Annotated in this window: 22 protein-coding genes, 1 pseudogene and 1 riboswitch; of the genes and pseudogenes, 12 read left to right on the top strand and 11 right to left on the bottom strand. The window is 69.6% G+C overall.

Going from position 1 to position 25,075, the window contains the following annotated elements:
* Positions 1-8: 8 nt before the first annotated feature.
* The 4 genes from EDD92_RS31015 to EDD92_RS31000 all read right to left on the bottom strand — a co-directional run bounded on the left by EDD92_RS31015 (position 9) and on the right by EDD92_RS31000 (position 4,731).
* Positions 9-1,496, bottom strand: a complete 1,488-nt coding sequence (locus EDD92_RS31015; protein WP_123967383.1) for a glycoside hydrolase family 3 protein — start codon at positions 1,494-1,496, stop codon at positions 9-11.
* A 9-nt stretch (positions 1,497-1,505) separates the two neighbouring features.
* A complete protein-coding gene (locus tag EDD92_RS31010) occupies positions 1,506-2,390 on the bottom strand; it encodes a carbohydrate ABC transporter permease (RefSeq protein WP_123967382.1) in 885 nt (294 codons plus the stop codon).
* On the bottom strand, positions 2,387-3,376 hold the full coding sequence (locus EDD92_RS31005; protein ID WP_123967381.1) for a carbohydrate ABC transporter permease: 990 nt from the start codon (positions 3,374-3,376) through the stop codon (positions 2,387-2,389). The genes EDD92_RS31010 and EDD92_RS31005 overlap by 4 nt, the downstream gene beginning before the upstream one ends.
* Before the next feature lie 71 nt (positions 3,377-3,447).
* Complete coding sequence (locus tag EDD92_RS31000) at positions 3,448-4,731, bottom strand: extracellular solute-binding protein (RefSeq protein ID WP_123967380.1); 1,284 nt, start codon at positions 4,729-4,731, stop codon at positions 3,448-3,450.
* 309 nt (positions 4,732-5,040) lie between these two features.
* On the opposite strand from EDD92_RS31000, the gene EDD92_RS30995 reads away from it, so the two are divergent.
* The 11 genes and pseudogenes from EDD92_RS30995 to EDD92_RS30945 all read left to right on the top strand — a co-directional run bounded on the left by EDD92_RS30995 (position 5,041) and on the right by EDD92_RS30945 (position 17,971).
* Positions 5,041-5,805 (top strand): GntR family transcriptional regulator, encoded by a 765-nt coding sequence (locus EDD92_RS30995; RefSeq protein WP_123967379.1) that lies wholly within the window; start codon positions 5,041-5,043, stop codon positions 5,803-5,805.
* 87 nt (positions 5,806-5,892) lie between these two features.
* Complete coding sequence (locus EDD92_RS30990) at positions 5,893-8,037, top strand: carbon starvation CstA family protein (protein WP_123967378.1); 2,145 nt, start codon at positions 5,893-5,895, stop codon at positions 8,035-8,037.
* Positions 8,003-8,209, top strand: coding sequence for a YbdD/YjiX family protein (locus EDD92_RS30985; protein WP_123967377.1), 207 nt, complete (start codon positions 8,003-8,005; stop codon positions 8,207-8,209). Before EDD92_RS30990 ends, EDD92_RS30985 begins: the two co-directional genes overlap by 35 nt.
* A 182-nt stretch (positions 8,210-8,391) precedes the next feature.
* Positions 8,392-8,655 (top strand): DUF3311 domain-containing protein, encoded by a 264-nt coding sequence (locus tag EDD92_RS30980; RefSeq protein ID WP_123967376.1) that lies wholly within the window; start codon positions 8,392-8,394, stop codon positions 8,653-8,655.
* On the top strand, positions 8,652-10,271 hold the full coding sequence (gene mctP / locus EDD92_RS30975) for a monocarboxylate uptake permease MctP (RefSeq protein ID WP_123967375.1): 1,620 nt from the start codon (positions 8,652-8,654) through the stop codon (positions 10,269-10,271). The genes EDD92_RS30980 and mctP overlap by 4 nt, the downstream gene beginning before the upstream one ends.
* A gap of 74 nt (positions 10,272-10,345) precedes the next feature.
* Positions 10,346-10,852: a GNAT family N-acetyltransferase gene (locus tag EDD92_RS30970; protein WP_123967374.1), complete on the top strand. Its 507-nt coding sequence runs from the start codon at positions 10,346-10,348 to the stop codon at positions 10,850-10,852.
* 87 nt (positions 10,853-10,939) lie between these two features.
* Positions 10,940-11,022, top strand: a riboswitch (cobalamin riboswitch).
* 145 nt (positions 11,023-11,167) lie between these two features.
* Positions 11,168-13,522, top strand: a complete 2,355-nt coding sequence (locus EDD92_RS30965) for a ribonucleoside-diphosphate reductase subunit alpha (RefSeq protein WP_123967373.1) — start codon at positions 11,168-11,170, stop codon at positions 13,520-13,522.
* Entirely contained in the window at positions 13,522-14,535 is a 1,014-nt protein-coding gene (locus EDD92_RS30960) for a ribonucleotide-diphosphate reductase subunit beta (RefSeq protein ID WP_123967372.1), read from the top strand. Before EDD92_RS30965 ends, EDD92_RS30960 begins: the two co-directional genes overlap by 1 nt.
* Before the next feature lie 26 nt (positions 14,536-14,561).
* Positions 14,562-15,091 (top strand): annotated as a pseudogene (locus EDD92_RS30955) (nucleotidyltransferase family protein).
* 237 nt (positions 15,092-15,328) lie between these two features.
* Positions 15,329-17,374, top strand: a complete 2,046-nt coding sequence (locus EDD92_RS30950) for a S53 family peptidase (RefSeq protein ID WP_123967371.1) — start codon at positions 15,329-15,331, stop codon at positions 17,372-17,374.
* A gap of 111 nt (positions 17,375-17,485) precedes the next feature.
* Positions 17,486-17,971, top strand: a complete 486-nt coding sequence (locus EDD92_RS30945; protein ID WP_185124177.1) for a hypothetical protein — start codon at positions 17,486-17,488, stop codon at positions 17,969-17,971.
* On the opposite strand, the gene EDD92_RS30940 is transcribed toward EDD92_RS30945, so the two are convergent.
* Positions 17,938-18,162 (bottom strand): hypothetical protein, encoded by a 225-nt coding sequence (locus EDD92_RS30940; RefSeq protein WP_185124514.1) that lies wholly within the window; start codon positions 18,160-18,162, stop codon positions 17,938-17,940. The two genes, EDD92_RS30945 and EDD92_RS30940, sit on opposite strands and share 34 nt — an antisense overlap.
* A 93-nt stretch (positions 18,163-18,255) precedes the next feature.
* On the opposite strand from EDD92_RS30940, the gene EDD92_RS30935 reads away from it, so the two are divergent.
* Complete coding sequence (locus EDD92_RS30935; RefSeq protein WP_123967369.1) at positions 18,256-19,221, top strand: GlxA family transcriptional regulator; 966 nt, start codon at positions 18,256-18,258, stop codon at positions 19,219-19,221.
* Positions 19,222-19,236: 15 nt separating this feature from the next.
* Here EDD92_RS30935 and def read toward each other — a convergent pair whose 3' ends face one another.
* The 6 genes from def to sigR all read right to left on the bottom strand — a co-directional run bounded on the left by def (position 19,237) and on the right by sigR (position 24,970).
* Positions 19,237-19,887 (bottom strand): peptide deformylase, encoded by a 651-nt coding sequence (gene def / locus EDD92_RS30930; protein ID WP_123967368.1) that lies wholly within the window; start codon positions 19,885-19,887, stop codon positions 19,237-19,239.
* Positions 19,888-20,039: 152 nt separating this feature from the next.
* Complete coding sequence (locus EDD92_RS30925) at positions 20,040-21,020, bottom strand: hypothetical protein (protein ID WP_123967367.1); 981 nt, start codon at positions 21,018-21,020, stop codon at positions 20,040-20,042.
* A 107-nt stretch (positions 21,021-21,127) separates the two neighbouring features.
* Positions 21,128-22,369: an HD-GYP domain-containing protein gene (locus tag EDD92_RS30920; protein WP_123967366.1), complete on the bottom strand. Its 1,242-nt coding sequence runs from the start codon at positions 22,367-22,369 to the stop codon at positions 21,128-21,130.
* Positions 22,370-22,535: 166 nt separating this feature from the next.
* Entirely contained in the window at positions 22,536-23,846 is a 1,311-nt protein-coding gene (locus tag EDD92_RS30915; RefSeq protein ID WP_123967365.1) for an HD-GYP domain-containing protein, read from the bottom strand.
* Between the two features lie 141 nt (positions 23,847-23,987).
* Positions 23,988-24,290, bottom strand: coding sequence for a mycothiol system anti-sigma-R factor (gene rsrA / locus EDD92_RS30910; RefSeq protein WP_123967364.1), 303 nt, complete (start codon positions 24,288-24,290; stop codon positions 23,988-23,990).
* Positions 24,287-24,970: an RNA polymerase sigma factor SigR gene (gene sigR / locus EDD92_RS30905; protein WP_030929077.1), complete on the bottom strand. Its 684-nt coding sequence runs from the start codon at positions 24,968-24,970 to the stop codon at positions 24,287-24,289. Before sigR ends, rsrA begins: the two co-directional genes overlap by 4 nt.
* Between the last annotated feature and the right edge of the window lie 105 nt (positions 24,971-25,075).

Genomic DNA, 25,075 nt, shown 5'->3' with positions numbered 1-25,075 from the left:
CGTAGGGGCTATGCCCCCGCAATGACCTCCGCCGCCGCCCTGCCGCAGACCCGGGCCGCCCCATGAGTGGCGATGTGGAGGGCGCCTCGGGGAGTGGCCTGGGGGAGGCCCATCTCCACCACGATCGTGTCGGGGCGGGCCGACAGCAGGGTGTCCAGGGCGGATGCCATCCAGGGGTGGCGGTGTTCGTCGCGGACTACGGCCACGATGCGGCGGGGGCCGGCCGCGGCCAGGGCGGTGCGGCCCGCGTCCTCTCCGGCGAAGCTGCCCGTCTCCGTGCCGGGGAGGAGGCGGAAGAGTTCCGCCGCGACGCCCCAGGGGGTCTCGTCACCGACCGCGAAGTTGGCGACGGGAGTGAGGGCGGCGACGTAGGGCGGTTCGGTGAGCGGGGTGAAGGGCTCCGCGGCGGTCGTCCTCAGGGCGCGGCGGGCTGCGCGGAGGCCCACCTCGGTGTCGGGGGTGCGTTCCGTGTCCGTTGCCTGCGGGGCGGCGGTCCAGCGGGCCAGCGCCCGGACCCGTTCCGCCGCCTCCGCCAGGCGTTCCTCGGGGAGTTCGCCGGTGCGGACCGCCGAGACGAGGGCGTCGCGCAGGCGTCGTACCGTGTCGTCGTCGGCGAGGCCGCCGCCCACGCAGATCGCGTCGGCGCCGGCGGCCACGGCGAGGACGCTGCCGCGCTCGATGCCGTACGTACCCGCGATGGCCTGCATCTCCATGCCGTCGGTGACGATGAGGCCGTCGTAGCCGAGTTCGCCGCGGAGCAACTCCGTGAGCACGCGCGGCGACAGGGTCGCCGGCTGGTCCGGGTCCAGGGCGGGGATCAGGATGTGCGCGCTCATCACCGCGCGGGTTCCGGCCGCGATCGCGGCGCGGAACGGGGCCAGTTCGCGGGACTGGAGTACCGACGTGTCCACGTCGATGCGCGGGAGCGCGTGGTGGGAGTCGACGGCCGTGTCGCCGTGGCCCGGGAAGTGCTTGGTGCAGGCGGCGACTCCGGCGGACTGCAGACCGGTGACGTAGGCGGCGGTGTGCCGGGCGACCAGTTCGGTGTCGGCGCCGAAGGAGCGTACGCCGATCACAGGGTTGGACGGGTTGGAGTTCACGTCGGCCGACGGGGCCCAGTTGAGGTTGACCCCGCAGGCGGCGAGGCGGCGGCCGAGTTCGGCGGCCACCTCCGTGGTCAGCTCGACGTCGTCCACGGCGCCCAGCGCGTTGTTGCCGGGGAAGGAGGAGCCGTTGCGGACCTCGAGGCGGGTGACGTCGCCGCCCTCCTCGTCGATGGCGACGAGGACGTCGTCACGTTCGGCGCGCAACTGGGCGGTCAGAGCGGCCAGTTGATCGGGCGAGGCGATGTTGCGGCCGAACAGGCCGACCGAGGCGAGGCCTTCGCCCAGGCGCCGCAGCAGCCAGTCGGGGGCGGTGGTGCCGGTGAAGCCCGGCTGCAGGACCGTCAGGGCGTCGCGCGTCAGAGTGTCGGTACCGCTGGCGAAAGTCGTCATCGGGTGGCGTTATCCCTTCACTGCGCCGGCGGTCAGGCCCGCGGCCATCTTGCGCTGGACGAGGAGGAACAGGGCGACGATCGGCACGGCCATCATCGTGGCTCCGGCCATCATCGGGGCGTATTCGGTGCCGTGCTTGGTGGTGAAGTTGCCGAGCCAGACGGTCGCGGTCTGGTTCTTCTGGCTGAGCAGCATCAGGGCGTAGAGGTATTCGTTCCAGGCCTGGATGAAGCCGTAGACCGAGGTGGCGACCATGCCGGGGGCCAGGAGGGGGAAGACGACCCGGATGAAGGCGCCCGTGCGGCTGCAGCCGTCGACCATCGCCGCCTCCTCCAGTTCCTTCGGGATGTTGACGATGAAGCCGCGCAGCGTCCACACCGTGAAGGGGAGGATGAAGGTCAGGTACGTGATGATCAGGCCCGAGAGCTTGTCGTACTGCTCAAGGTCGTTGAGGAGCAGGAAGATCGGGATGATCATGGCGACCAGGGGGACCATCTGGACCGCGAGGATGCCGACGATCACGATCTTGCGGCCGCGGAAGGCGAACCGGGAGATGGCGAGCGCCGCCAGCATCCCGACGACGATGCCGATCGCCACGACCGAGACGGAGACGATCAGGCTGCGGCCGACCGGGCCCCAGAAGTCCGCGATGGCCAGCGCCCGGCGGAAGTTGTCGAGGGTGAAGCCGGTCGGGAACAGGCTCGGGTCGGGGTCGATGGTGTCCTTGGCCGGCTTGATGGCCGTGTTGAGCATCCAGTAGACGGGGAAGCCGGCGGTGAGGAAGACCAGCAGGCCGAGGAGGTTCCAGCCGGCCTTCGTCTTCCGGGGCCCCCCGGTGGTGGTGGCGGGTCCCCCGGCGGTGGTCGCGGGTCCTCCGGTGGTGATCGCGCTCATTCGACCTCTCCGATCTTCAGCATCTGGCGCATGTACACGGCGACCACGCCGAGCAGCAGCACCACGGTGATCAGGGCGATCGCGGAGCCCTGCGCATAGTCGTTGACGACGAAGGCACGGTCGTAGGAGTAGGTGGTGAGGAGCTGGAACTCCGCCTCCGGGTGGCCGTTTCGCATCACGAAGACCTGCGGGAAGACGCCCATGTCCCAGATGACCGACAGGGTCGTGAGCATCACGATGATCGGCTTGAGGATGGGCAGGGTGACGTACCGGAAGACGCCCCAGGCGCCCGCGCCGTCGAGGCGGGCCGCTTCCTCCAGTTCGGCGGGGACCTGGGTGAGGCCGGCGCTGAGCGTGATGACGACGAAGGGGACGGCTCCCCAGACCACCAGGAGCATGATCACGGCCAGGCCCTGCGGGCCGCTGGCGAACCAGTTGTGGCCGATCAGCTCGACGCCGGGCAGCTTGCTGAGCAGGGCGTTGAGGATGCCGTAGTCCGCGTCGAACAGCCACTTGAAGACGGTGGTGGCGACGATGATCGGCATGCCCCAGCTGGCCACCAGGACGATGTTGACCAGTGTCTTCATCCAGCCGGAGACCCGCTGCAGGAGCAGGGCGATCAGCATGCCGAGCACCATCGTGAAGACGACCGAGCCGGCCGCGAAGACGATCGTGCGCAGCACGACCTGCCAGAACTCGCCGTCGCCCAGCACCCCGGTGAAGTTGTCGAACCCGACCCACTGGGCCGGCAGGAAGCCCCACAGCTGGGACTGCCCGAACTTCTGGAAGGAGAGGGTGACCAGGCGGACCAGCGGATAGCCGAGGACCAGGCCCAGGATCAGCAGACAGGGGGCGAGCAGCAGCCAAGGGGTGGCTGCTCCGCCCGAAGTCCGGGCTCTGCGTGGGTTCCTGGCGACCGGCGGGGGTGGCGGCGCCTGCCGCGGCGGCGGCACCTTGGCAGGGGTGGTCGTGTCTGCGGCACTCATCGCGCGCTCCTCAGCGGTCCCTCAGGTCGTACGGAGAGCGGGGTTCCGCCCAGGCGGAACCCCGCTGCAGGTCACTTGGTGTTGATGACCTTGTCGATCGCGGCGTCCGCGTCCTTGGCGGCGGCCTCGACCGACTTCTTGCCGGTGCCGATGTCCTGCAGCATGGTCTGCAGGACCTGCGCCTTCTCGACCTGGCCCCAGCCGGGGGCCATCGGGACGAACCAGTTGGACTCGGCCGCGGTGGCCGGGACCGCCGTCGCGGGGTCGTTCTTCAGCGTCGCGAGGTCGGTCTTGTTGTTGGGCAGGTTGCCCTTGGCCATCAGGCCCTTCTGGCCGGAGGGGCCGGTGAACGCGTTGATCCACTCGGCGGCGACGGCCTGCGCCTTGGACTTGACCGGGACGGCGAGGTCGGAGCCGCCCAGGAAGACCGGGAGGTTCTTGCCGGACGGGCCGGGGACCACGAAGTTCTCGAGGTTGTCCTTGAGCTTGCCGGTCTTGTCGTTCTTCGGGTCGGCCGAGGTCGCACCCTCCCAGGCGGCGCCGAAGATCATGCCGGACTTGCCCTGGCCGTAGACGATGTAACGGTCGGACTCGTCCTTGGTCTTGTCGCCGTGCATGTACTTGTCGACGACGTTCTTGAACTCGGTGAGTCCCTTGACCGACTCGGGCGAGGAGAGGCTGGCCTTCCACTGGCCGCCCTCCTCCTTGGCGATGGAGCCGCCGGCGTCGTAGACGAAGGACATGGCCGCGTACCAGTCACGGGTGGGCTGGTACCAGGCGGAGAACTTGTTCCCCTCCTTCTTCTGCACCTTGTCGAGGTCGGCGGTGAGCTCGGCGTACGTCTTCGGCGTGGACTTGACGCCCGCCGAGGCGAAGACGTCCTTGCGCCAGTTGCCGACCCGGCCGCCCGCGTAGTACGGCACGCCGTAGGTCTTGCCGCCGTAGGTCACCGAGGCCTTGAGGCCGTCCAGCCAGGCGGCGGAGTTGCTGAACTTCGCCGGGTCCAGGGGAGCGAAGGCGCCCTTGACCATGTAGCCCAGCATCTCGGTGTTGCCCATCTCGACCACGTCGGGGGCCTTGTCGGTGGCGAGGACCGCGTCGAGCTTGGTGTTCTTGTCCGGCCAGCCGTAGTACTCGTGGTTGATCTTGATGCCGGGGTGCTTCTTCTGGACGGCCGCGTCTGCGGCCTTCACCAGGTTCGGCCAGTTGTTCTGGGCGTCGACGGTGAGCCAGACGGTCAGCTCCTTGGCGTCCGCGCCGCTGTTGGAAGAACCCTTGCCGTCGCTGCTGCCACACGCCGCGATGGAGACCATCATGCCCGCGATACCGATCGCGGCTATGAGCTTGCGCTTCACGCCACCCTCCTCAGGGATGCCCACACCTCCCCGCTCATGCGCCGGGACCTGAACCAATGGTGTAGACCAGTACCGGGAGCTTGGACCAGACCAGCAAGCCTGTCAAGGGTGCTCGAAACGGCTCTGACCAGCCGTTATGCGACCTACATATGCAGGAACCTTTAAGTAAGAAGGCAGCGAAATCAGCGGTGCCGGAGTACTCTCGTCCGCTAGACCACTTGGCCCTCCGTGGACTAGACCAAAAGAGCTGGCGACGGTATACAGAAGGGATCACGAAGTGACCCGCATCCGGAGCCGGGAAGGCAGAGCATGAGCAGCGACGTCAGCAGTGCGGAGACCGAGGGCGGGGCAGGTGTCCGTACCGCGCGCGTGCCCAAGTACTACCGCCTGAAGAAGCACCTGCTCGACATGACGGAGACGCAGTCGCCCGGCACTCCGGTACCGCCCGAGCGCACCCTCGCCGCCGAGTTCGACACCTCGCGCACGACGGTGCGGCAGGCGCTGCAGGAGCTCGTCGTCGAGGGCCGCCTCGAACGCATCCAGGGCAAGGGCACCTTCGTCGCCAAGCCGAAGGTGTCCCAGGCGCTCCAACTCACCTCGTACACCGAGGACATGCGCGCCCAGGGCCTGGAGCCCACCTCGCAGCTGCTGGACATCGGCTACATCACCGCCGACGACCGCCTCGCCGAGCTCCTCGACATCACGGCCGGCGGCCGGGTGCTCCGTATCGAACGCCTGCGCATGGCCAACGCCGAGCCGATGGCCATCGAGACGACCCACCTGAGCGCGAAGCGCTTCCCGGCACTGCGCAGGTCTCTGGTGAAGTACACATCCCTGTACACGGCGTTGGCCGAGGTCTACGACGTCCATCTCGCCGAGGCCGAGGAGACCATCGAGACCTCCCTGGCCACCCCGCGCGAGGCGGGCCTGCTCGGCACGGACGTGGGCCTGCCGATGCTGATGCTCTCCCGCCACTCGTACGACAAGACGGGCGAGCCGGTGGAGTGGGTGCGGTCGGTGTACCGGGGGGACCGGTACAAGTTCGTGGCGCGGCTGAAGCGCCCTCAGGACTGAGCCCCCGCAGTACTGCACGCGGTGTAGCGCTGTCGCCGCTCCTGTTCTACGGTCCTCCCGACTCCGTCTGGACGGGAGGACCGCCTCGTGCGTACCGCGAACGTCCGCTCCATCGTCATCTGGACCCTCGTCGCCCTGGTCGGAGCGGCGGGCTGGTCCGTGCTCGCGCTCTCCCGGGGCGAGAACGTCTCGGCCGCCTGGATGGTCGCGGCCGCCCTCGGCTCGTACGCGATCGCCTACCGCTTCTACGCGAAGTTCATCGCGCACAAGGTGCTCAAGGTCGACGGCACCCGGGCCACCCCCGCCGAACGCCTCGACAACGGCATCGACTTCCACCCCACCGACCGCCGCGTCCTGCTCGGCCATCACTTCGCAGCGATCGCCGGTGCCGGACCCCTGGTCGGGCCGGTGCTGGCCGCGCAGATGGGCTATCTGCCCGGCACCATCTGGATCATCGCCGGTGTCGTCTTCGCGGGCGCGGTCCAGGACATGGTGGTGCTGTTCTTCTCCACGCGCAGGGACGGCCGTTCGCTCGGTCAGATGGCCCGCGAGGAGATCGGCCCCTTCGGCGGGGCGGCGGCGCTGATCGCCGCCTTCGCCATCATGATCATTCTGCTCGGGGTGCTGGCGCTGGTCATCGTCAACGCGCTCGCCGCCTCGCCGTGGGGCACCTTCTCCATCGCGATGACCATCCCGATCGCCCTGCTGATGGGCTTCTATCTGCGGGTACTTCGCCCCGGCCGGGTCGCCGAGGTCTCCCTGATCGGGGTGGCCCTGCTGCTGCTCGCGCTGGTCGCGGGCCGCTGGGTCGCCGAGTCGTCGTGGGCCGGCACGTTCACCCTCGCGCCCTCGACCCTGGTCGTCTGGCTGGTGGCGTACGGCTTCATCGCCTCGATCCTGCCGGTGTGGATGCTGCTCGCGCCCCGCGACTACCTGTCCACCTTCATGAAGATCGGCACGATCGCGCTGCTGGCACTGGGTGTGGTCATCGCCCTGCCGACGCTGAAGATGGACGCGGTGACGGACTTCGCCTCGCGCGGCGACGGCCCGGTCTTCGCGGGGTCCCTGTTCCCCTTCGTCTTCATCACCATCGCCTGCGGGGCCCTGTCGGGCTTCCACTCCCTCATCTCCTCCGGCACGACGCCGAAGATGATCCAGAAGGAGACGCAGGTCCGGATGATCGGCTACGGCTCCATGCTGATGGAGTCGTCGGTCGCGATCATGGCGCTGGTCGCGGCGAGCATCATCGACCCGGGGCTGTACTTCGCGATGAACGCACCCTCCGGCGCGATCGGCACCACCGTGCAGAACGCCTCGCAGGTGGTGACCGGCTGGGGCTATCACATTACCCCCGCCGACCTCGCCCAGGCCGCCAAGAACGTCGAGGAGTCGACGCTGCTCTCCCGCACCGGCGGCGCGCCCACGCTCGCCATCGGTGTCTCGGAGATCTTCTCCAAGGTCACCGGCGGGAGCCTGAGGGCCTTCTGGTACCACTTCGCGATCATGTTCGAGGCGCTGTTCATCCTGACCGCGCTGGATGCCGGTACGCGAGTGGGCCGGTTCATGCTGCAGGACATGCTGGGCAACGTCATCCGGCCCTTCAGGAACGTGAGTTGGAAGCCGGGCCTGGTCATCACCAGCGCGGCCGTGTGCGCGCTGTGGGGGTACTTCCTCTGGGTGGGCGTGCACGAGCCCCTCGGCGGCATCAACCAGCTGTTCCCGATCTTCGGCATCTCCAACCAGCTGCTCGCCGCGGTCGCGCTGGCCGTCTGCACGACCCTGCTGGTGAAGTCGGGGCGCCTCAAGTGGGCCTGGATCACCGGCATTCCGCTGGCCTGGGACGCGACCGTGACGTTGACGGCCAGCTACCAGAAGGTGTTCTCCAGCGATCCCAAGGTCGGGTTCTTCAAGCAGCGGTCCGTGTTCCAGGACGCGATCGACGCCGGGAAGGTGCTGCCGCCCGCCAAGAGCATGGACGACATGCACACCGTGGTCACCAACTCCACGGTGGACGGCGTCCTTTCGGCGGTCCTGGCCGTCCTGATCGTCGTGGTGATCGCGGACGCGTTGCGGGTCTGCATCCGGCACATCCGCCGGCCCGCCCTTTCCTCGCTGAGCGAGTCGCCGTACGTCGAGTCGAGGATCACCGCCCCGGCCGGGCTGATCCCCACCCGGGAGGAGAAGGAGGAGGAGCGCCGTGCGGTCGTCGGTACTGCTGCGCCGGGCGATTAGGGGTGTGCGCTGGTATGTGCGGGAACTGACGGACGAGTCGGCGTACGACCGTTATGTCGCGCATCTGCGCAAGACCCGCCCGGGCGCGCAGGTGCCGTCCCGGCGCGAGTTCGAGCGGATGCGGACGGACCGTCAGGAGGAGGATCCGCGCCAGGGCTTCCGTTGCTGCTGACAGCGATGTCTGGCCGATGTCGCACCGATGTCGGGCCTTCACGGAATCGACATACCGATATGCGGACGAGGTCTTCCGCTCTCGCGACACCGTGACCTAGATTGCCTGCGCATTACACAGGTGATCAGTTCAGGTGATCACAGGTGATCGGTACAGGTGATCGGTGAGGGGACGGAGCCGGTATGTCAGATGTGTCCGAGGCGAGACCACCGGTGGTGACACCGGTCCGCGTGGTCATCGCCCTCTGTCTCGTGGCGCCCTTCGTGGCGATGCTCTGGGTCGGCTCCTACGCCAGGACGGACCCGGCGCTCGGCGGCATCCCGTTCTTCTACTGGTACCAGATGCTGTGGGTGCTGATCTCCACGGCGCTGACCATGACGGCGTACAAGCTGTGGCAGCGTGACCAGCGCGCCCGCGCCGCACAGAAGGGCGGTGCGTCGGAATGAACGACGGCGTGAACGGCGTCGCACTCGGCGTCTTCATCTTCTTCTTCCTGGCCGTCACGGTCATGGGCTTCCTGGCCGCGCGCTGGCGCAAGGCCGAGAACGAGCAGAGCCTCGACGAATGGGGCCTGGGCGGACGGTCGTTCGGCACCTGGATCACCTGGTTCCTGCTCGGCGGCGACCTGTACACGGCGTACACCTTCGTCGCCGTACCGGCGGCGATCTACGCGGCGGGCGCGGCCGGCTTCTTCGCCGTGCCCTACACGATCCTGGTGTACCCGCTGATCTTCACGTTCCTCCCCCGCCTGTGGTCGGTCTCGCACCGGCACGGGTACGTGACCACGTCGGACTTCGTGCGCGGCCGCTTCGGCTCGAAGGGCCTGTCGCTGGCGGTGGCCGTGACCGGCATCCTGGCGACGATGCCGTACATCGCCCTGCAGCTGGTGGGCATCCAGGCGGTCCTCGACGTCATGGGCGTCGGCGGCAGTGCGAACTCCAACTGGTTCGTGAAGGACCTGCCGTTGCTGATCGCCTTCGGTGTGCTGGCGGCGTACACGTACTCGTCGGGCCTGCGCGCGCCCGCCTTGATCGCGTTCGTCAAGGACGCGCTGATCTACATCGTCATCGCCGTCGCGATCATCTACATCCCGATCAAGCTCGGCGGGTTCGAGCACATCTTCGCCGCGGCGAACGACAAGTACACGGCGGCCAAGGCCGGTGGACTGGTCCCCGCCGAGGCGAACCAATGGACTTACGCCACGCTGGCGTTGGGCTCCGCGCTCGCACTGTTCATGTACCCGCACTCGATCACCGCGACCCTCTCCTCGAAGAGCCGTGACGTGATCCGCCGCAACACCACGATCCTGCCGCTGTACTCGCTGATGCTGGGCCTGCTCGCGCTGCTCGGCTTCATGGCGATCGCCGCCGGGATCAAGGTCACCAACGGTCAGCTGGCCATCCCGCAGCTGTTCGAGACGATGTTCCCGAGCTGGTTCGCGGGAGTGGCCTTCGCCGCGATCGGCATCGGCGCGCTCGTCCCCGCGGCGATCATGTCCATCGCGGCCGCGAACCTCTTCACCCGCAACATCTACAAGGACTTCATCAAGCCGGACGCGACGCCGGAGCAGGAGACCAAGGTCTCAAAGCTCGTGTCCCTGCTGGTGAAGGTCGGCGCCCTGGTCTTCGTCCTCACGATGGACAAGACGGTCGCGATCAACTTCCAGCTGCTGGGCGGAATCTGGATCCTGCAGACCTTCCCGGCCCTGGTCGGCGGCCTGTTCACGCGCTGGTTCCACCGCTGGGCGCTGCTCGCCGGCTGGGCGGTCGGCATGGTCTACGGCACGGTCGCCGCGTACGGCGTCGCCTCCCCGACCAACCCGGGCCAGAAGCACTTCGGCGGCTCCAACGCCGCGATCCCCGGCATCGGCCAGATCGGCTACATCGGCCTGACGTCGTTCGTCCTGAACGTGCTGGTGACGGTGGTTCTCACGTTCGTCCTGAAGGCGCTGAAGGCCCCCGAGGGCGTCGACGAGACGAAGGCGCAGGACTACACGGCGGACGCGGGCGACCCGGGCGTCCAGGTGGAGCTGCCGCCGGCGACCGCCGGGGCGTCCCACTAGCGGCTACGGCGATCAGCGGGCCGCCGGAGAAATCCGGCGGCCCGCTGTCGTACCCCTCCGGCAGACTCGGTGCCATGGACATCGTGATCCGGCAGGCGGAGCCAGGCGAGTACGAGACCCTCGGCGAGATCACCGCCCAGGCCTACCTCGGGGACGGGCTGCTCGATTTCGAAGGCAGCGACTGGTACCTCGGCGAGCTGAAGGACGTCGCCAAGCGGGCGGCCCACGCTCAGGTCCTGGTCGCCGTGGAGAACGACCGGGTGCTCGGGGGCGTGACCCTCGTGCCGTCCGGCGGCCCCATGTCCGAGACGGCCGGGCCCTCGGAGACCGAGATACGGATGCTCGCCGTCGCCCCGGCCGCCCGCGGCCGGGGCATCGGCGAGGCTCTCGTGCGCGCCTGCATCGACCGGTCCCGGGCCATCGACGGCCGCACGGGCCTCGTCCTGTCGACCCAGGGCTCGATGCGTGCCGCCCACCGGATCTACGAACGCCTGGGCTTCGTCCGCGTCCCCGAGCGCGACTGGCATCCGGTTCCGGGGAACGACGACATCCTGCTGCTCACCTATCAGTTGACGTTCTGACACGCTCCGAAGTCGCCGCGACACAACATATGGGGGTGCTGTTCTCACCCGGCACAAGATGTATGCTCATGCTCGCTGTCGCCGCAGGGGAATCCGGTGCGAATCCGGAACTGTCCCGCAACGGTGTACTCATGCGTGTTCGCACACGTATGGGAGTCAGTCCGAGGACCTGCCGACAGTGCGCCCGGCCCATCCGGCCCGGGTGCTTTGACGTCCGGGCCTCGTGGAGTGGGCCGGTGGACGCGACGCCGTGCGCGCTCGTGACTGCCCCCTGCCCTCCGCAAGGCCCCCGTGCCGAGCGAGGGAGAGCCTCACGTGACCATCGCGCCAGCAGCCCCGGTTTCAGCGAACACCGCCGTGGCCGACGACGGTCCCGGAGCCGCGCTGCTGCGGACCCTGACCGAGCTGACCGCCGACCTCCCCGACGCCGACCCCGGCCGGGTCGCCGCCGCCGCGCTGCGCGGCCGGTCCGCGCGTGCGGACGAGACGGAGCTGCGCGAACTGGCCACGGAGGCAGCTGCCGGCCTCATCTCGGAGGACCCCGCCTACTCGCGGCTGGCCGCACGTCTGCTGACGATCAGCATCGCCGCGGAGGCCGCCTCGCAGGGCGTCACGTCCTTCACCGAGTCCGTCGCCGTCGGCCACCGTGAGGGGCTCATCGCCGACCGCACGGCGGAGTTCGTCCGCGTCCACGCGACCCGGCTCGACGCGCTGATCGACGCCCAGGGCGACGACCGCTTCGGCTACTTCGGTCTGCGCACGCTCCACAGCCGTTACCTCCTGCGGCACCCGATCACCCGCCGCGTGATCGAGACGCCCCAGCACTTCATGCTGCGGGTGGCGAGCGGACTGGCCGAGGACGACACGAGCCGGTCTGTGGACGAAGTCGCAGCGCTCTACGGCCTGATGAGCCGCCTCGACTACCTCCCCTCCTCCCCCACCCTCTTCAACTCCGGCACCCGGCACCCCCAGATGTCGTCCTGCTACCTCCTCGACTCCCCCCTGGACGAGCTGGACTCCATCTACGACCGCTACCACCAGGTCGCCCGCCTCTCGAAGCACGCCGGCGGCATCGGGCTGTCGTACAGCCGGATCCGCTCCCGCGGCTCCCTCATCCGCGGCACCAACGGCCACTCCAACGGCATCGTCCCGTTCCTGAAGACCCTCGACGCCTCGGTCGCCGCCGTGAACCAGGGCGGCCGGCGCAAGGGCGCCGCGGCCGTCTACCTGGAGACCTGGCACTCCGACATCGAGGAGTTCCTGGAGCTGCGCGACAACACGGGCGAGGACGCCCGCCGTACGCACAACCTGAACCTCGCGCACTGGGTCCCCGACGAGTTCATGCGCCGGGTCAACGCAGACGAGCAGTGGAGCCTGTTCTCCCCGTCCGACGCGCCGGAGCTGGTGGACCTGTGGGGCGAGGAGTTCGATGCCGCCTACCGCAAGGCAGAGGAGGCGGGGCTCGCGAAGAAGACCATCCCGGCCCGCGACCTCTACGGCCGCATGATGCGCACCCTCGCCCAGACCGGCAACGGCTGGATGACCTTCAAGGACGCCGCCAACCGCACCGCCAACCAGACGGCCGAGCCGGGCCACGTCGTCCACTCCTCCAACCTCTGCACGGAGATCCTGGAGGTCACGAACGACGGCGAGACCGCGGTCTGCAACCTGGGGTCGGTCAACCTCGGCGCGTTCGTGGCCGGTCAGGACATCGACTGGGAACGGCTGGACGAGACGGTCCGCACGGCCGTGACCTTCCTGGACCGCGTGGTCGACATCAACTTCTACCCCACCGAGCAGGCAGGCCGGTCGAACGCCCGCTGGCGCCCCGTCGGCCTCGGCGCGATGGGCCTCCAGGACGTCTTCTTCAAGCTCCGTCTGCCCTTCGACTCCCCCGAGGCCAAGGCCCTCTCCACCCGGATCGCCGAGCGCATCATGCTCGCCGCGTACGAGGCCTCCGCCGACCTCGCCGAGCGCAACGGCCCGCTGCCGGCATGGGAGAAGACCCGTACGGCTCGGGGCGTGCTGCATCCCGACCACTACGAGACGGACCGTGCCTGGCCCGAACGCTGGGCCGCCCTCCGCGAGCGCATCGCCACCGTCGGTCTGCGCAACTCCCTGCTCCTCGCCATCGCCCCCACCGCGACCATCGCGTCGATCGCGGGCGTGTACGAGTGCATCGAGCCGCAGGTCTCCAACCTCTTCAAGCGAGAGACCCTCTCCGGCGAGTTCCTCCAGGTCAACTCGTATCTGGTGCAGGAACTCAAGGAACTCGGTGTCTGGGACGCCCGTACCCGCGAGGCCCTGCGTGAGGCGAACGGCTCGGTGCAGGACTTCGCCTGGATCCCGGCCGACGTACGCGCCCTGTACCGCACGGCCTGGGAGATCCCGCAGCGCGGCCTGATCGACATGGCGGCGGCCCGCACCCCCTACCTCGACCAGTCCCAGTCCCTGAACCTCTTCCTGGAGACGCCGACCATCGGCAAGCTCTCCTCGATGTACGCGTACGCCTGGAAACAGGGCCTGAAGACGACGTACTACCTGCGCTCCCGCCCGGCGACCCGCATCGCCCGCGCGGCCCAAGCCACTGTCCCCGTTCAGCAGGCAGCCGACCCTGACGCGATCGCCTGCTCCCTGGAAAACCCCGAGTCCTGCGAGGCCTGCCAGTAATGACCACCCGTAACGCCAATCTCCTCGACCCGGGCTTCGAGCTGACCCTGCGCCCCATGCGCTACCCGGACTTCTACGAGCGCTACCGGGACGCCATCAAGAACACCTGGACCGTGGAGGAGGTCGACCTCCACTCGGACGTGGCCGACCTCGCGAAGCTCACGCCCGCCGAGCAGCACCTGATCGGCCGCCTGGTCGCGTTCTTCGCGACGGGCGACTCGATCGTGGCGAACAACCTGGTCCTGACCCTGTACAAGCACATCAACTCCCCGGAGGCGCGCCTGTACCTGTCGCGCCAGCTGTTCGAGGAGGCCGTCCACGTCCAGTTCTATCTGACCCTCCTGGACACCTACCTCCCCGACCCGGAGGACCGCACCGCCGCCTTCGCGGCCGTCGAGAACATCCCCTCCATCCGCGAGAAGGCCCAGTTCTGCTTCAAGTGGATGGACTCGGTGGAGCGGCTGGACCGCCTGGAGTCCAAGGCCGACCGTCGCCGCTTCCTGCTCAACCTGATCTGCTTCGCCGCCTGCATCGAGGGCCTGTTCTTCTACGGCGCCTTCGCGTACGTGTACTGGTTCCGCAGCCGGGGCCTCCTGCACGGGCTGGCGACGGGCACCAACTGGGTCTTCCGCGACGAGACCATGCACATGTCCTTCGCGTTCGACGTGGTCGACACCGTCCGCAAGGAGGAGCCGGAGCTGTTCGACGACGAGCTCCAGCAGCAGGTGACGGACATGCTGAGGGAAGCCGTCGAGGCCGAGCTGCAGTTCGGCCGCGACCTGTGCGGGGACGGTCTGCCCGGCATGAACACCGAGTCGATGCGCCAGTACCTGGAGTGCGTCGCCGACCAGCGCCTCACCCGCCTCGGGTTCGCCCCGGTGTACGGATCCGAGAACCCCTTCTCCTTCATGGAGTTGCAGGGCGTCCAGGAACTGACCAACTTCTTCGAGCGCCGCCCTTCGGCGTACCAGGTGGCGGTGGAGGGGACGGTCGACCTGGACGAGGACTTCTGAGGGCCCGGCTGTGATATGCCGGGAGGGTGATCGGCCGCCTCCCCCTCGATGACCAACTCGACTCCCTGCGTGCGGTGTTGTCCCGCAACAGCGTCCTGACCGAGGTGCTGGAGCGGACCGCGACGATGGCGCTGCCCGGCTGGTGTCTCACCGCCGACGCCGGCGACCTGTCCGGGGAGGCCGAGGATGCAGTGATCAAGGCCGGCCGGGAGATCTTCGCGGATCTCCCGGCCGAGGTCGAGGTCCGCAACGAGGCACGCGTGCACCTCTGGTACGAGGACAGGTTCGGAGTGCCGTGCCCCCCGTACGACTCCACCGAGGCGGCGATCGACAGCTTCGCCGCCACAACCTGCTGCCTCGGCGTACGGCCGGCGGCCGGTGGCGGGTCTACGCACCGCACGGTCTCTCCGACGTCTTCAACCTCGTCGTGCTGCCCAACCCCGTACTCGCACCACGGTCCGTATACGAAGCCAAGTCGGCGCGCCGGCTGACGCAGTGGCCGGAGTTGACCGTGCTGGACCGGCCTCGCCGGGTCTCGTCCATGGAGCATCCATAGGGCCTCCATCGGACGGCCATGGACCTCCCACGGGGCGGCAAAGTTCTTCCTTCCCATCTGTTCCGGGCTGCTCGCCTCCCGCTACTTTCTGGCCGTCCTGCCATGTACACACAACACCGGCGCAGGATGTCCTAAGTGTCATGCCCATGACGGCACCGCGCACCGCCGCCGCTACGCGCGTCACAGGCCTGCCACCAGCGTCGAGAACCCCACTCCAACGACGGAGGCAGTACCCCCATGCGTGAGAAGCCCAGACGGAGCCTGCGAAGACTCCTGGCCACCGCCATACCCGCCCTCGCCCTCGGCCTCGCCGGCCTCGTGGCCGCACCGGCACATGCTGCGCCCGCGGCGACGCACACCACCCGGACCGCCCAGAACGCCAAGGCCCTCACCTCCCCCGAGCGGCAGACGTTCCACTCGACCGGCAAGGCCGGCCAGAAGGTGCCGACCACGCACCTGTGCGCCACCGCCGCCCCGGGTCACGCGTCCTGCTTCGCCCAGCGCCGCACCGACATCAAGCAGCGGCTGGCCTCCGCGGTCGCCGCCGCCGCGCCCTCCGGCCTCAGCCCGGCCAACCTGCACAGCGCCTACAACCTGCCGTCAACGGGCGGCTCTGGCCTGACCGTTGCCGTGGTGGACGCCTACAACGACCCCAACGCCGAGTCGGACCTGGCCACGTACCGCTCGACGTACGGCCTGTCCTCCTGCACCAAGGCCAACGGCTGTTTCAAGCAGGTCAGCCAGACCGGTTCCACGACCTCGCTGCCCACCAACGACACCGGCTGGGCGGGTGAAGAGGCGCTGGACCTCGACATGGTCAGCGCCGTCTGCCCGAACTGCAACATCATCCTCGTCGAGGCCAACTCCGCGAACGACACCGACCTCGGCATCGCCGAGAACGAGGCCGTGTCGCTCGGCGCGAAGTTCGTCTCCAACAGCTGGGGCGGCTCCGAGTCCTCCTCCCAGACCAGCGAGGACACCTCGTACTTCAAGCACCCGGGTGTCGCGATCACCGTCTCCGCCGGTGACTCCGCCTACGGCGCCGAATACCCGGCGACCTCGCAGTACGTGACGGCGGTCGGCGGTACGGCGCTCTCCACGTCCTCCAACTCCCGCGGCTGGTCCGAGTCCGTGTGGCACACCAGCTCCACCGAGGGCACCGGCTCCGGCTGCTCCGCGTACGACCCGAAGCCGAGCTGGCAGACCGACAGCGGCTGCAGCAAGCGCATGGAGGCCGACGTCTCCGCCGTCGCCGACCCGGCCACGGGTGTCGCGGTGTACGACACGTACGGCGGCTCCGGCTGGGCGGTCTACGGCGGCACCAGCGCCTCGGCCCCGATCATCGCGGGCGTGTACGCCCTCGCCGGCACCCCGGGCTCCAGCGACTACCCGGCGAAGTACCCCTACAGCCACACCGGCAACCTGTACGACGTGACCAGCGGCAACAACGGCTCCTGCTCCACGGCGTACTTCTGCACCGCCGGGACCGGCTACGACGGCCCCACCGGCTGGGGCACCCCCAACGGCACCACCGCCTTCACCTCGGGCAGCACCTCCGGCAACACGGTGACCGTCACCAACCCGGGCAGCCAGTCGACGACGACGGGCAGCTCGGTCAGCCTGCAGATCAAGGCGAGCGACAGCGCGGGGGCCACGCTGACCTACAGCGCGAGCGGCCTGCCGAGCGGGCTGTCCATCAGCAGCTCCAGCGGCCTGATCTCCGGTACGGCCTCCACCGCGGGCACCTACCAGGTCACCGTCACCGCCAAGGACTCGACCGGCGCCTCCGGCTCGACCTCCTTCACCTGGACGGTCGGCTCCAGCGGCGGCACCTGCACCTCCTCCCAGCTGCTGGGCAACCAGGGCTTCGAGTCGGGCAACACCACCTGGACGGCGTCCAGCGGTGTCATCACCAACTCCAGCAGTGAGTCGGCGCACGCCGGTTCGTACTACGCCTGGCTGGACGGCTACGGCTCCTCGCACACCGACACGCTGTCCCAGTCGGTGACCGTGCCGAGCGGCTGCAAGGCGACCTTCACCTTCTACCTGCACATCGACACCGCGGAGACCGGCAGCACCGCCTACGACAAGCTGACGGTCACCGCCGGTTCGACCACCCTGGCCACCTACTCCAACGTCAACGCGGCCTCCGGGTACGCCCAGAAGTCCATCGACCTGTCCTCGTACGCCGGCTCGACCGTCACCCTGAAGTTCAGCGGTGTCGAGGACTCCTCGCTCCAGACCAGCTTCGTCCTCGACGACACCGCCGTCACGACCAGCTGATCCCGATCCATCCCGTTCGACCCCGGGCCCCGGCCGCCGTCTTCGCGGCCGGGGCTCCGTGTGGATCCGGACGCGGGGGTCACACGTCACAGAGGTGAGGAGGCCCCCCCCATGCGCCGAACGATCCGCCACACGACATTCGCCCTCGCGGCACTGACCCTCGCCCTGGCCGGCTGCGGCAACCAGACCGACAGCGGCAAGGGCGGCAACAGCAACAGCGTGTCGTCCTCCCCCACCCCCCACAAGAGCCCGCCGGCCAGCCCGACGCCCAGCCCCACGGGCGGCTGTACGACGGCCTCGACGCTCGGTGCCGCCGACAGCGGCCGTATGGTCTGTCTGGCGGTGGGCGACACCGTCCGGATCAGCCTGGACGGAACCGCGAAGCGACCCTGGAAGCCGGTCACCGCGAGCGGCTCCGTCCTGGAGGCCGCCAACAGCGGCTTCGTCCTGCAGCCCGGCGATGCGAGCGCCGCCTTCAAGGCCGTGGCGGACGGGAAGACCCGGCTGCAGTCCACGCGGCCGCTGTGCGCCGCCCAGACCGGCCGGGTCTCGTGCCTGGGGATTCAGGAGTGGTGGGTCACCGTGGTGGTGAAGTAGCGCTGCCGGCGAGCGGGACGCCCGGCGGGGCCGAGGCCCTCGGCCTCCCGGCGGCCCTGCTCGGCCTCGCGGATCTGCCGGTCGATGCGCCGGTCGCGCGCGATACCGAGCACGGACGGGAGGACCAGGAGAACGAAGATGGCGAGAACGGTCAGCATTCCGATCAGTCCTTCGAGGTGTGCCGTATCCATGGACACCACTGTCGCGCCGATTGCTCCTGACAAACAGTGGCAGGACTGCCGTAGACCCTCGAAATACTGCCAATGGCGAGGCACACTGGTGACATGCTGCAGAACGTTGCCGCCGTGGTCCTGGACGGCGTGAATCCCTTCGAACTGGCCGTCGTCTGCGAGGTGTTCGGCACAGACCGCAGCGACGACGGACTGCCTGTCTACGACTTCGCGGTCGCCTCGGCCGAGGGTCCGGTGCTGAGCACGCGCGCGGGCTTCTCCATGAACGTCGAGCACGGTCTGGAGCGGCTGGAGGAGGCCGACCTCATCGCCGTGCCGGCCGGCGCCCGCTTCGAGACCCGGGAGTTCCCGCCCGAGCTGCTGGAGGCGCTGCGGCGCGCGGCCGACCGGGGCGCCCGCATCCTCAGCGTCTGCTCCGGCGTCTTCGTGGTCGCCGCGGCCGGGCTGCTCGACGGCCGGCGCTGTGCCGTGCACTGGTACCACGCGGAGGAGCTGGCACAGGCGTACCCGCAGCTGACGGTCGAACCCGACGTCCTGTACGTCGACGAGGACCCGGTGATCACCTCCGCGGGCACCGCCGCCGGCATCGACGCCTGTCTGCACATCGTGCGCAAGGAGCAGGGCCCGGAGGTCGCCAACAGGATCGCCCGGCGGATGGTGGTGCCACCGCACCGGGACGGCGGGCAGGCCCAGTACATCGAGCGCCCGCTGCCCCTCTCGCACGGCGACACCGTCGCCGAGGTGCTGGTGTGGATGGAGCGGCACCTCGACGAGGAGGTCACGGTCGAGCAGCTCGCCGACCGCGCCCACATGTCGCCGCGCACCTTCGCCCGCCGCTTCCAGCAGGAGACGGGGACGACTCCCTACCGGTGGATCCTGCGGCAACGCGTGCTGCTGGCCCAGCGGTTGCTGGAGGGGACGGACGAGACGGTGGACGCGATCGCGGGCCGGGCGGGGTTCGGCAACGCGGCCGCACTGCGCCACCAGTTCGTCCAGGCGATCGGAACGACCCCGAACGCCTACCGGCGCACCTTCAGGGGCCCCGAGGCGGCCGCCTGACCCTCGCCGGGGCGCTCAGTCGTTGGCGACGACGGGGTAGCGCGGCTCGTTCTCGGCCATCTGCCGCAGCGCGTCCTTGCGCTCACGCTTGGACAGCCGGTCGATGTACAGGTAGCCGTACAGGTGGTCGGTCTCGTGCTGCAGGCACCGGGCGAAGTAGCCGGTGCCGCGGACCTTGATCGGGTTGCCCTTCTCGTCCTGGCCGGTCACCTCGGCGTAGTCGGGACGGGCGAGCGGCGCATACGCGGTGGGCACGGACAGGCAGCCCTCGTTGCTGTCGTCCAGACGGCGCCGCTCGGCGGGCAGGTCGACCAGCTTGGGGTTGCAGACGACACCGACGTGCCGGACGCCCTCGTCGTCACCGCAGTCGTAGACGAAGACCTTGAGGTCGACGCCGATCTGGTTGGCGGCCAGGCCCACACCCTCGGCGGTGCGCTGCGAGGCGAACATGTCCGCGACCAGCTGCTGCAGTTCCTCGCCGAACTCAGTGACGTCCTTGCACTCCTTGTGCAGCACCGGGTTCCCGACGACGGTGATCGGCCGCGAGGTGCCCCGCTCACGCCAGGCGTTCTCGCGCTCCTCGGTCTCCTCGGTGTCGATGACGAAGCCCTCGTCGTCCACGGGGAGCACGCCCACGTGCTGCTGATCGGTGTCCTGCTGCGCCATGACCGACGTATGCCTTCCTCAGAAAAACAGGGGTGCGATGCGGATACAGGGTACGGGGGAACGCGCCCCGACAGGGGCGCGGGACTGTGTCCATATGCGGCTCCGCCGCGTGGGCGCGACCAGCCACAACAAGCCCGCACCCGGCAACGGCGCTAGCAGACCTCTTCGAGATCCCGCCAATCCCGCGAGTCGGGACTATCGGCGACCCACCCGTCCAGCAGCCCCCTGACCAGCGAAGCCGGGGCGGCCACGCCACACTCCCGCTCAGGCACCCAAAGCTGCCCATCGGTCCGATGCCCCAGCGGCCCCGGATGCCCGGGCTCACTGTGATCATGGGGATCCAGATGTTCCCCGTCCCCCTCGTCGGACGGCATCCGCGACTCCGAGCACATACGACAAAGCAGCCGCACCGAGGACGACCAGTCCTCCGCGGCAAACCCCGCGTCCGCAGCCAGCTGCTCCAAGGCATCCCGGTCCGCCTCCGTGGCGGCCTCCAACAGCACCACCCACGTCGGCACCGGCGACGGCGCCCAAAGCTCGATCTCGTCGAACACCGGGTAGGCATGCCCGGCAGCGGTCGTCCGCTCCCCGTGGGGAACGCCGTCGTGCAGCACGACCTCACCCCAGCGCCGCCCGGAAGACGGCAGCGGAATCGACAGCACCTCGATGCGCGCGGGGTCCAGCCGCCGCCCCCACACCACCTCGGCCTCCCCCTCCGGGGACAGCCGCACCGCAGCGCTGCCCAGCTCCATGCCGACGGGCTCACCGTTGGCCGCGGCAGCCCCCGGCACCCGCAGCCCGTACGCCTGCCAGGCCCGCCGGGCCAGCGGCCAGTCCTGCAGGGCGGTGGCCGCGATGCCCACGTTCCACCAGTCGGGGGCGCCGGTCTCCCGGTCGAGCAGGGCGACGGCGCGCAGGCCTGCGGCGCGGGCCTGCTCCCAGTCGTGCCGGAACTTGTGCAGCAGGGCGAGGTTGAACCAGGACTCGGACAGCCAGGGCTCCAGGTCGGCGGCACGTGTCAGCAGCGCTCCCGCGTCCTCGTACCGGCCGTCGCCGATCAGCGTGAACGCGCGGTCGGTGGCCTGCCGCCAGGAGGCGGAGGGCCGGTGCCGTCCCTTGCCGAAGATCCTCACGATTCCCTGCCAGTTCCGTGGAGTGGGCTGGCTAGTGCTGCCCCCGGACACACCCTCTCATTCGCATCCAACCACGTACGGCTGGAAGGGCGCTCATTACCCATGGGTTACCCAGCCGCAGGCAGGGTCAGACAGTCCCGTGCGAGGACCCGGGCCAGCGATTCCACCACTTCGGGCGCATAGTCCCCGGCGGTGGCGAGCCGCAGCTCCTCCAGCGCCGTGAGGGGCCCGCCGGGCCCGGCGTCACGTGCTTTCTCGTCGTACGCGTTGACGGCCCGCACGATCCGGGCGGCAAGGGGCTGCTCCCGGTAGGGGTCGGCCTGCCGCTCGACGACCACGGCGACCGCCGCATCGACGCCGGTCTGGCGTACGACGGCCCCGCCGAGCAGGGCGATGCGGCGCTGCTCGGCCGTGGGCAGGCCGGCGGTGGCGCCCGCCGGTACCGGGTCGACCAGGCTCAGCTGTCCGATGTCGTGCATGAGGGCGGCGTACTCCAGCACGGTCAGTTCGGGCCGGGTGAGTCCGAGGTCACGTCCGACGGCACGGCTGAGGGCGGCCACCCGGCGGGCGTGCCCGGCGGGGGTGTACCCGGCGATCTCGGTGGCGCGAGCCAGGGAGGTGATGGTCTGCCGGTAGGTGGTCCGTACGGCCGCGTACCGCTTGAAGGACAGCTGGGTCAGCAGCAGCGGCAGCGAGAAGACGGGAAGCGCCCACAGCCCGACGACGGCGACCGCGAGCGCCATCACCGCGCCCGTGGCGCACACGGCGGAGCCGATGCCGAGGAGGGCGTGCAGTTCGTCCCGCAGCAGCGGGCCGAAGGGCCACCGGGTGCGGGAGTGGGCGAGTGCGGCGGCGAGCACGGCGTCGCACAAAGCGGTGAGCGCGAGGAGGGCCAGGAGCAGCAGGGCGTAGGCGGGGCCGCGCCATTCACCGAACGCCCCCCGGTTGTACAGGGGTTGGAAGCAGACCGCGGCGAATCCGACGGTGAGCACGCGGCGCGCAAGGTGGTCGAGCACAGGTCCGCGTCCGCAGGCGATGTGCGGCACGCTGCCGATGAGGGCGGCGGCGAGGACGACGGCGACGACCTGGGTGACGCCGTGGTGGGTGGGCTGTCCGGCGTCCTCCCCGAGCAGGGCGTACGACATCGCGCCGGCGGCCCCGAGCGGCGCGGCCTCCCGGACCCGGGCGCCGGTCCAGCGGCTGAGTTCGCCGATGGTGACGAGCAGGCCGAAGGCGAGGGCCGTGGGGCGCTCCTCCAGGCCGGTCCGGTGGGTGACGGCGAGGGAGACGGCGGCGAGGACGGCGGCACAGGCGTGGATGAGGAGCATCAGCGGCGGCCGGGCGCTCATCGGCGGCCTCCGGGCCGACTGGAGAGGGTCGCGGCGGGTGCAGGCAGGCGGGGCCGCTCCCTCATCGCGACCACCGGGCGCTCATCCCCGACCCCCCGACCGGCTGAAGACAACCGCACCAGATCCAGGAACACACGGCAACTCCCCCACCGCGACCACCAGGCGCTCATCCCCGGGCTCCCGGCCGACTGGAGACGGCCTGGGCGGGTGCCGGAACGCGCGGTTGCTCCTCCGCGGTGACCGCGGGATGCCAGCCGCACCGGCCGAGCGCCTGCACCAGTGCCGCGACCATGCGGGGGTCGAACTGCGCCCCCGCACACCGCTCCAGCTCCTCCAGGGCCACCGGGACGGGCCGGGCGCGCCGGTAGCAGCGCGTGGACGTCATCGCGTCGAAGGCGTCCGCGACGGCCACCACCCGTGCCGATTCGGGGATCTGGCTTCCGCGCAGCCCGTACGGGTATCCGCTGCCGTCAAGGCGTTCGTGATGGTGGAGCACGGCGGCCCGGGCCTCGCCCAGAAAACCGATTCCGCGCACCATTTCGTGGCCGTACTCGGGATGCAGCTCGATCACCCGCCGTTCTTCGGGGGTCAGCGGCCCGTCTTTCCTCAACAGCCGTGTGGGGACGCCGAGTTTGCCCACGTCGTGCAGGATTCCGGCGAACCGGAGGACCTCGACGCGCTCGTCGTCCATGCCGAGTTCCCGGGCGATCATCATGGACGCCTGACCGACCCGCTCGCTGTGGCCGCGCGTGTACTCGTCCTTGATGTCGACGGCCTGCACCAGCGCCCGGATCGTCGCCTGGTGGGCGGCGCGCTCCCGGTGGTACTGCGTGAACACCCACCAGGACACGCACATCGGCAGCAGCACCAGCAGCGCGGCGACGGGGCCGTACGGGCTGCGCCACAGGACGGCCATCATCAGCCCGGCGAGGCCGTGCACGACGACCGGCGCGAGGGACCGTACGAACAGCCCACGCCAGGCCCGCCGCACCGGTACCCGCTCGGCCAGCACGCGGATCCCGCCGTCGAGGGCGGTCAGCACCAGGCAGAACGCCAGCACCGCGGCGCCCGCGGGCACGAGCGCGTACGGGAAGTCGGAGGCCACGACCGCGTCCCGCCCGCCCAGCGACCAGTGCACCCGGCCGGCGGCCCACACGCCGAGGACCAGCTGTGCGGCCCGCCAGCACCGCCGCAGCCTGCGCGGCCGCTGGTCGACCCGGGAGAGCAGCGCCCCCGGCAGCGCGACCAGGGCCGCGGCCGGGGGCGGCAGCAGGAAGGCACCGGCGAGCAGCACCGGGTAGAACGTTCCGGCAAAGCGCCATCGGGTGGCGGCCTGCTCGCAGCCGGCGTACAGCAGGGCGAGCAGGGCGACCGCCCGCCAGGAGGTGTGGACGGCGCGCAGCGGAAGCAGGCACAGCAGCGCGCCGAGGACCGTACAGGCGACGTACGCGCGTGCCCGTGCCGGAACCGCCTCCATCACGCCCCTCCCGGCCGAACCTGCTCCGGCTGAGGAGACTAGGGCGGCCCGGGGGGACTCCGCGGGCTTATGAACCGCGGATTAGCACGTTCGAGTGACGACAGCCCGTTCCCGGCATTCCGGACGAAGGTCCGGGGGAGTTCAGGATTCCTGCGGGGTCGCGGTGATGTCGTGCTCGGGGACAGGCTGCCCGGAGCGGATCAGGTCGAGCCGCCCCAGGACCTTGGCGCGCAGGTCGGTCGGTACGTCGTCATGGCCGCAGCACCGCTTGACCAGCTTCTTCACGGCCTGCTCCAGGCCGTACTTCTCGAGGCACGGCGAGCACTCCGTGAAGTGCTGCTTGAACTTGTCGCGGTCGACGTCCGGCATCTCGCTGTCGAGGAACTCGTAGAGATGGTCGAGGACCTCACTGCAGTCCGTCTCGTGCGGCTCTCCGCAGCTCATGAGCCCGAGCCTTTCGCTTCGTCCGACTCTCCGGCGCCGGCCGGGACCAGCCCGCGCTCGCGCGCGTAGTCCTCGAGCATGCCGCGCAGTTGACGGCGGCCCCGGTGCAGCCGGGACATCACCGTACCGATGGGTGTCCCCATGATGTCCGCGATCTCCTTGTATGCAAAGCCCTCGACGTCGGCGAGGTACACGGCGATGCGGAACTCCTCGGGGATCGCCTGGAGTGCTTCCTTCACGTCCGAGTCGGGCAGGTGGTCGAGCGCCTGCGACTCCGCGGAGCGCAGACCGGTCGACATGTGCGACTCGGCCCGGGCGAGCTGCCAGTCCTCGATCTCCTCGGCCGCGGAGCGCTGGGGTTCGCGCTGCTTCTTGCGGTACGAGTTGATGAAGGTGTTGGTGAGGATCCGGTACAGCCACGCCTTGAGATTGGTGCCTTCGCGGAACTGGTGGAAGGACGCGTACGCCTTCGCGTACGTCTCCTGCACCAGGTCCTCGGCATCGGCCGGGTTGCGCGTCATGCGCAGCGCCGCCGAGTACATCTGGTCGAGGAATTCGAGCGCGTCCCGCTCGAAGCGCGCGGTGCGCTCCGCGGTCGACTCCGCACTGATGCCCTGGCCCTCGGGCAGCTCCGCCTGGCCGTTGTCGGTCCCTGCGTCGGTACCGGTGACCGGACCCACCTCCTCAAGATTCCGGGCAGCACCGAAACCGGTGTCGCCAGAATCGGAGGATAGACGACGACCCGTCCCCGCCGCCCCTCGAATAGGGGTGGTCTTGGCCGCAGT

The sequence above is a fragment of the Streptomyces sp. TLI_185 genome (assembly GCF_003814765.1).
Lineage (GTDB): Bacteria > Actinomycetota > Actinomycetes > Streptomycetales > Streptomycetaceae > Streptomyces.
Note: the sequence above shows the minus strand (reverse complement) of the source record. Positions and strands in the feature narration are given on the sequence as shown.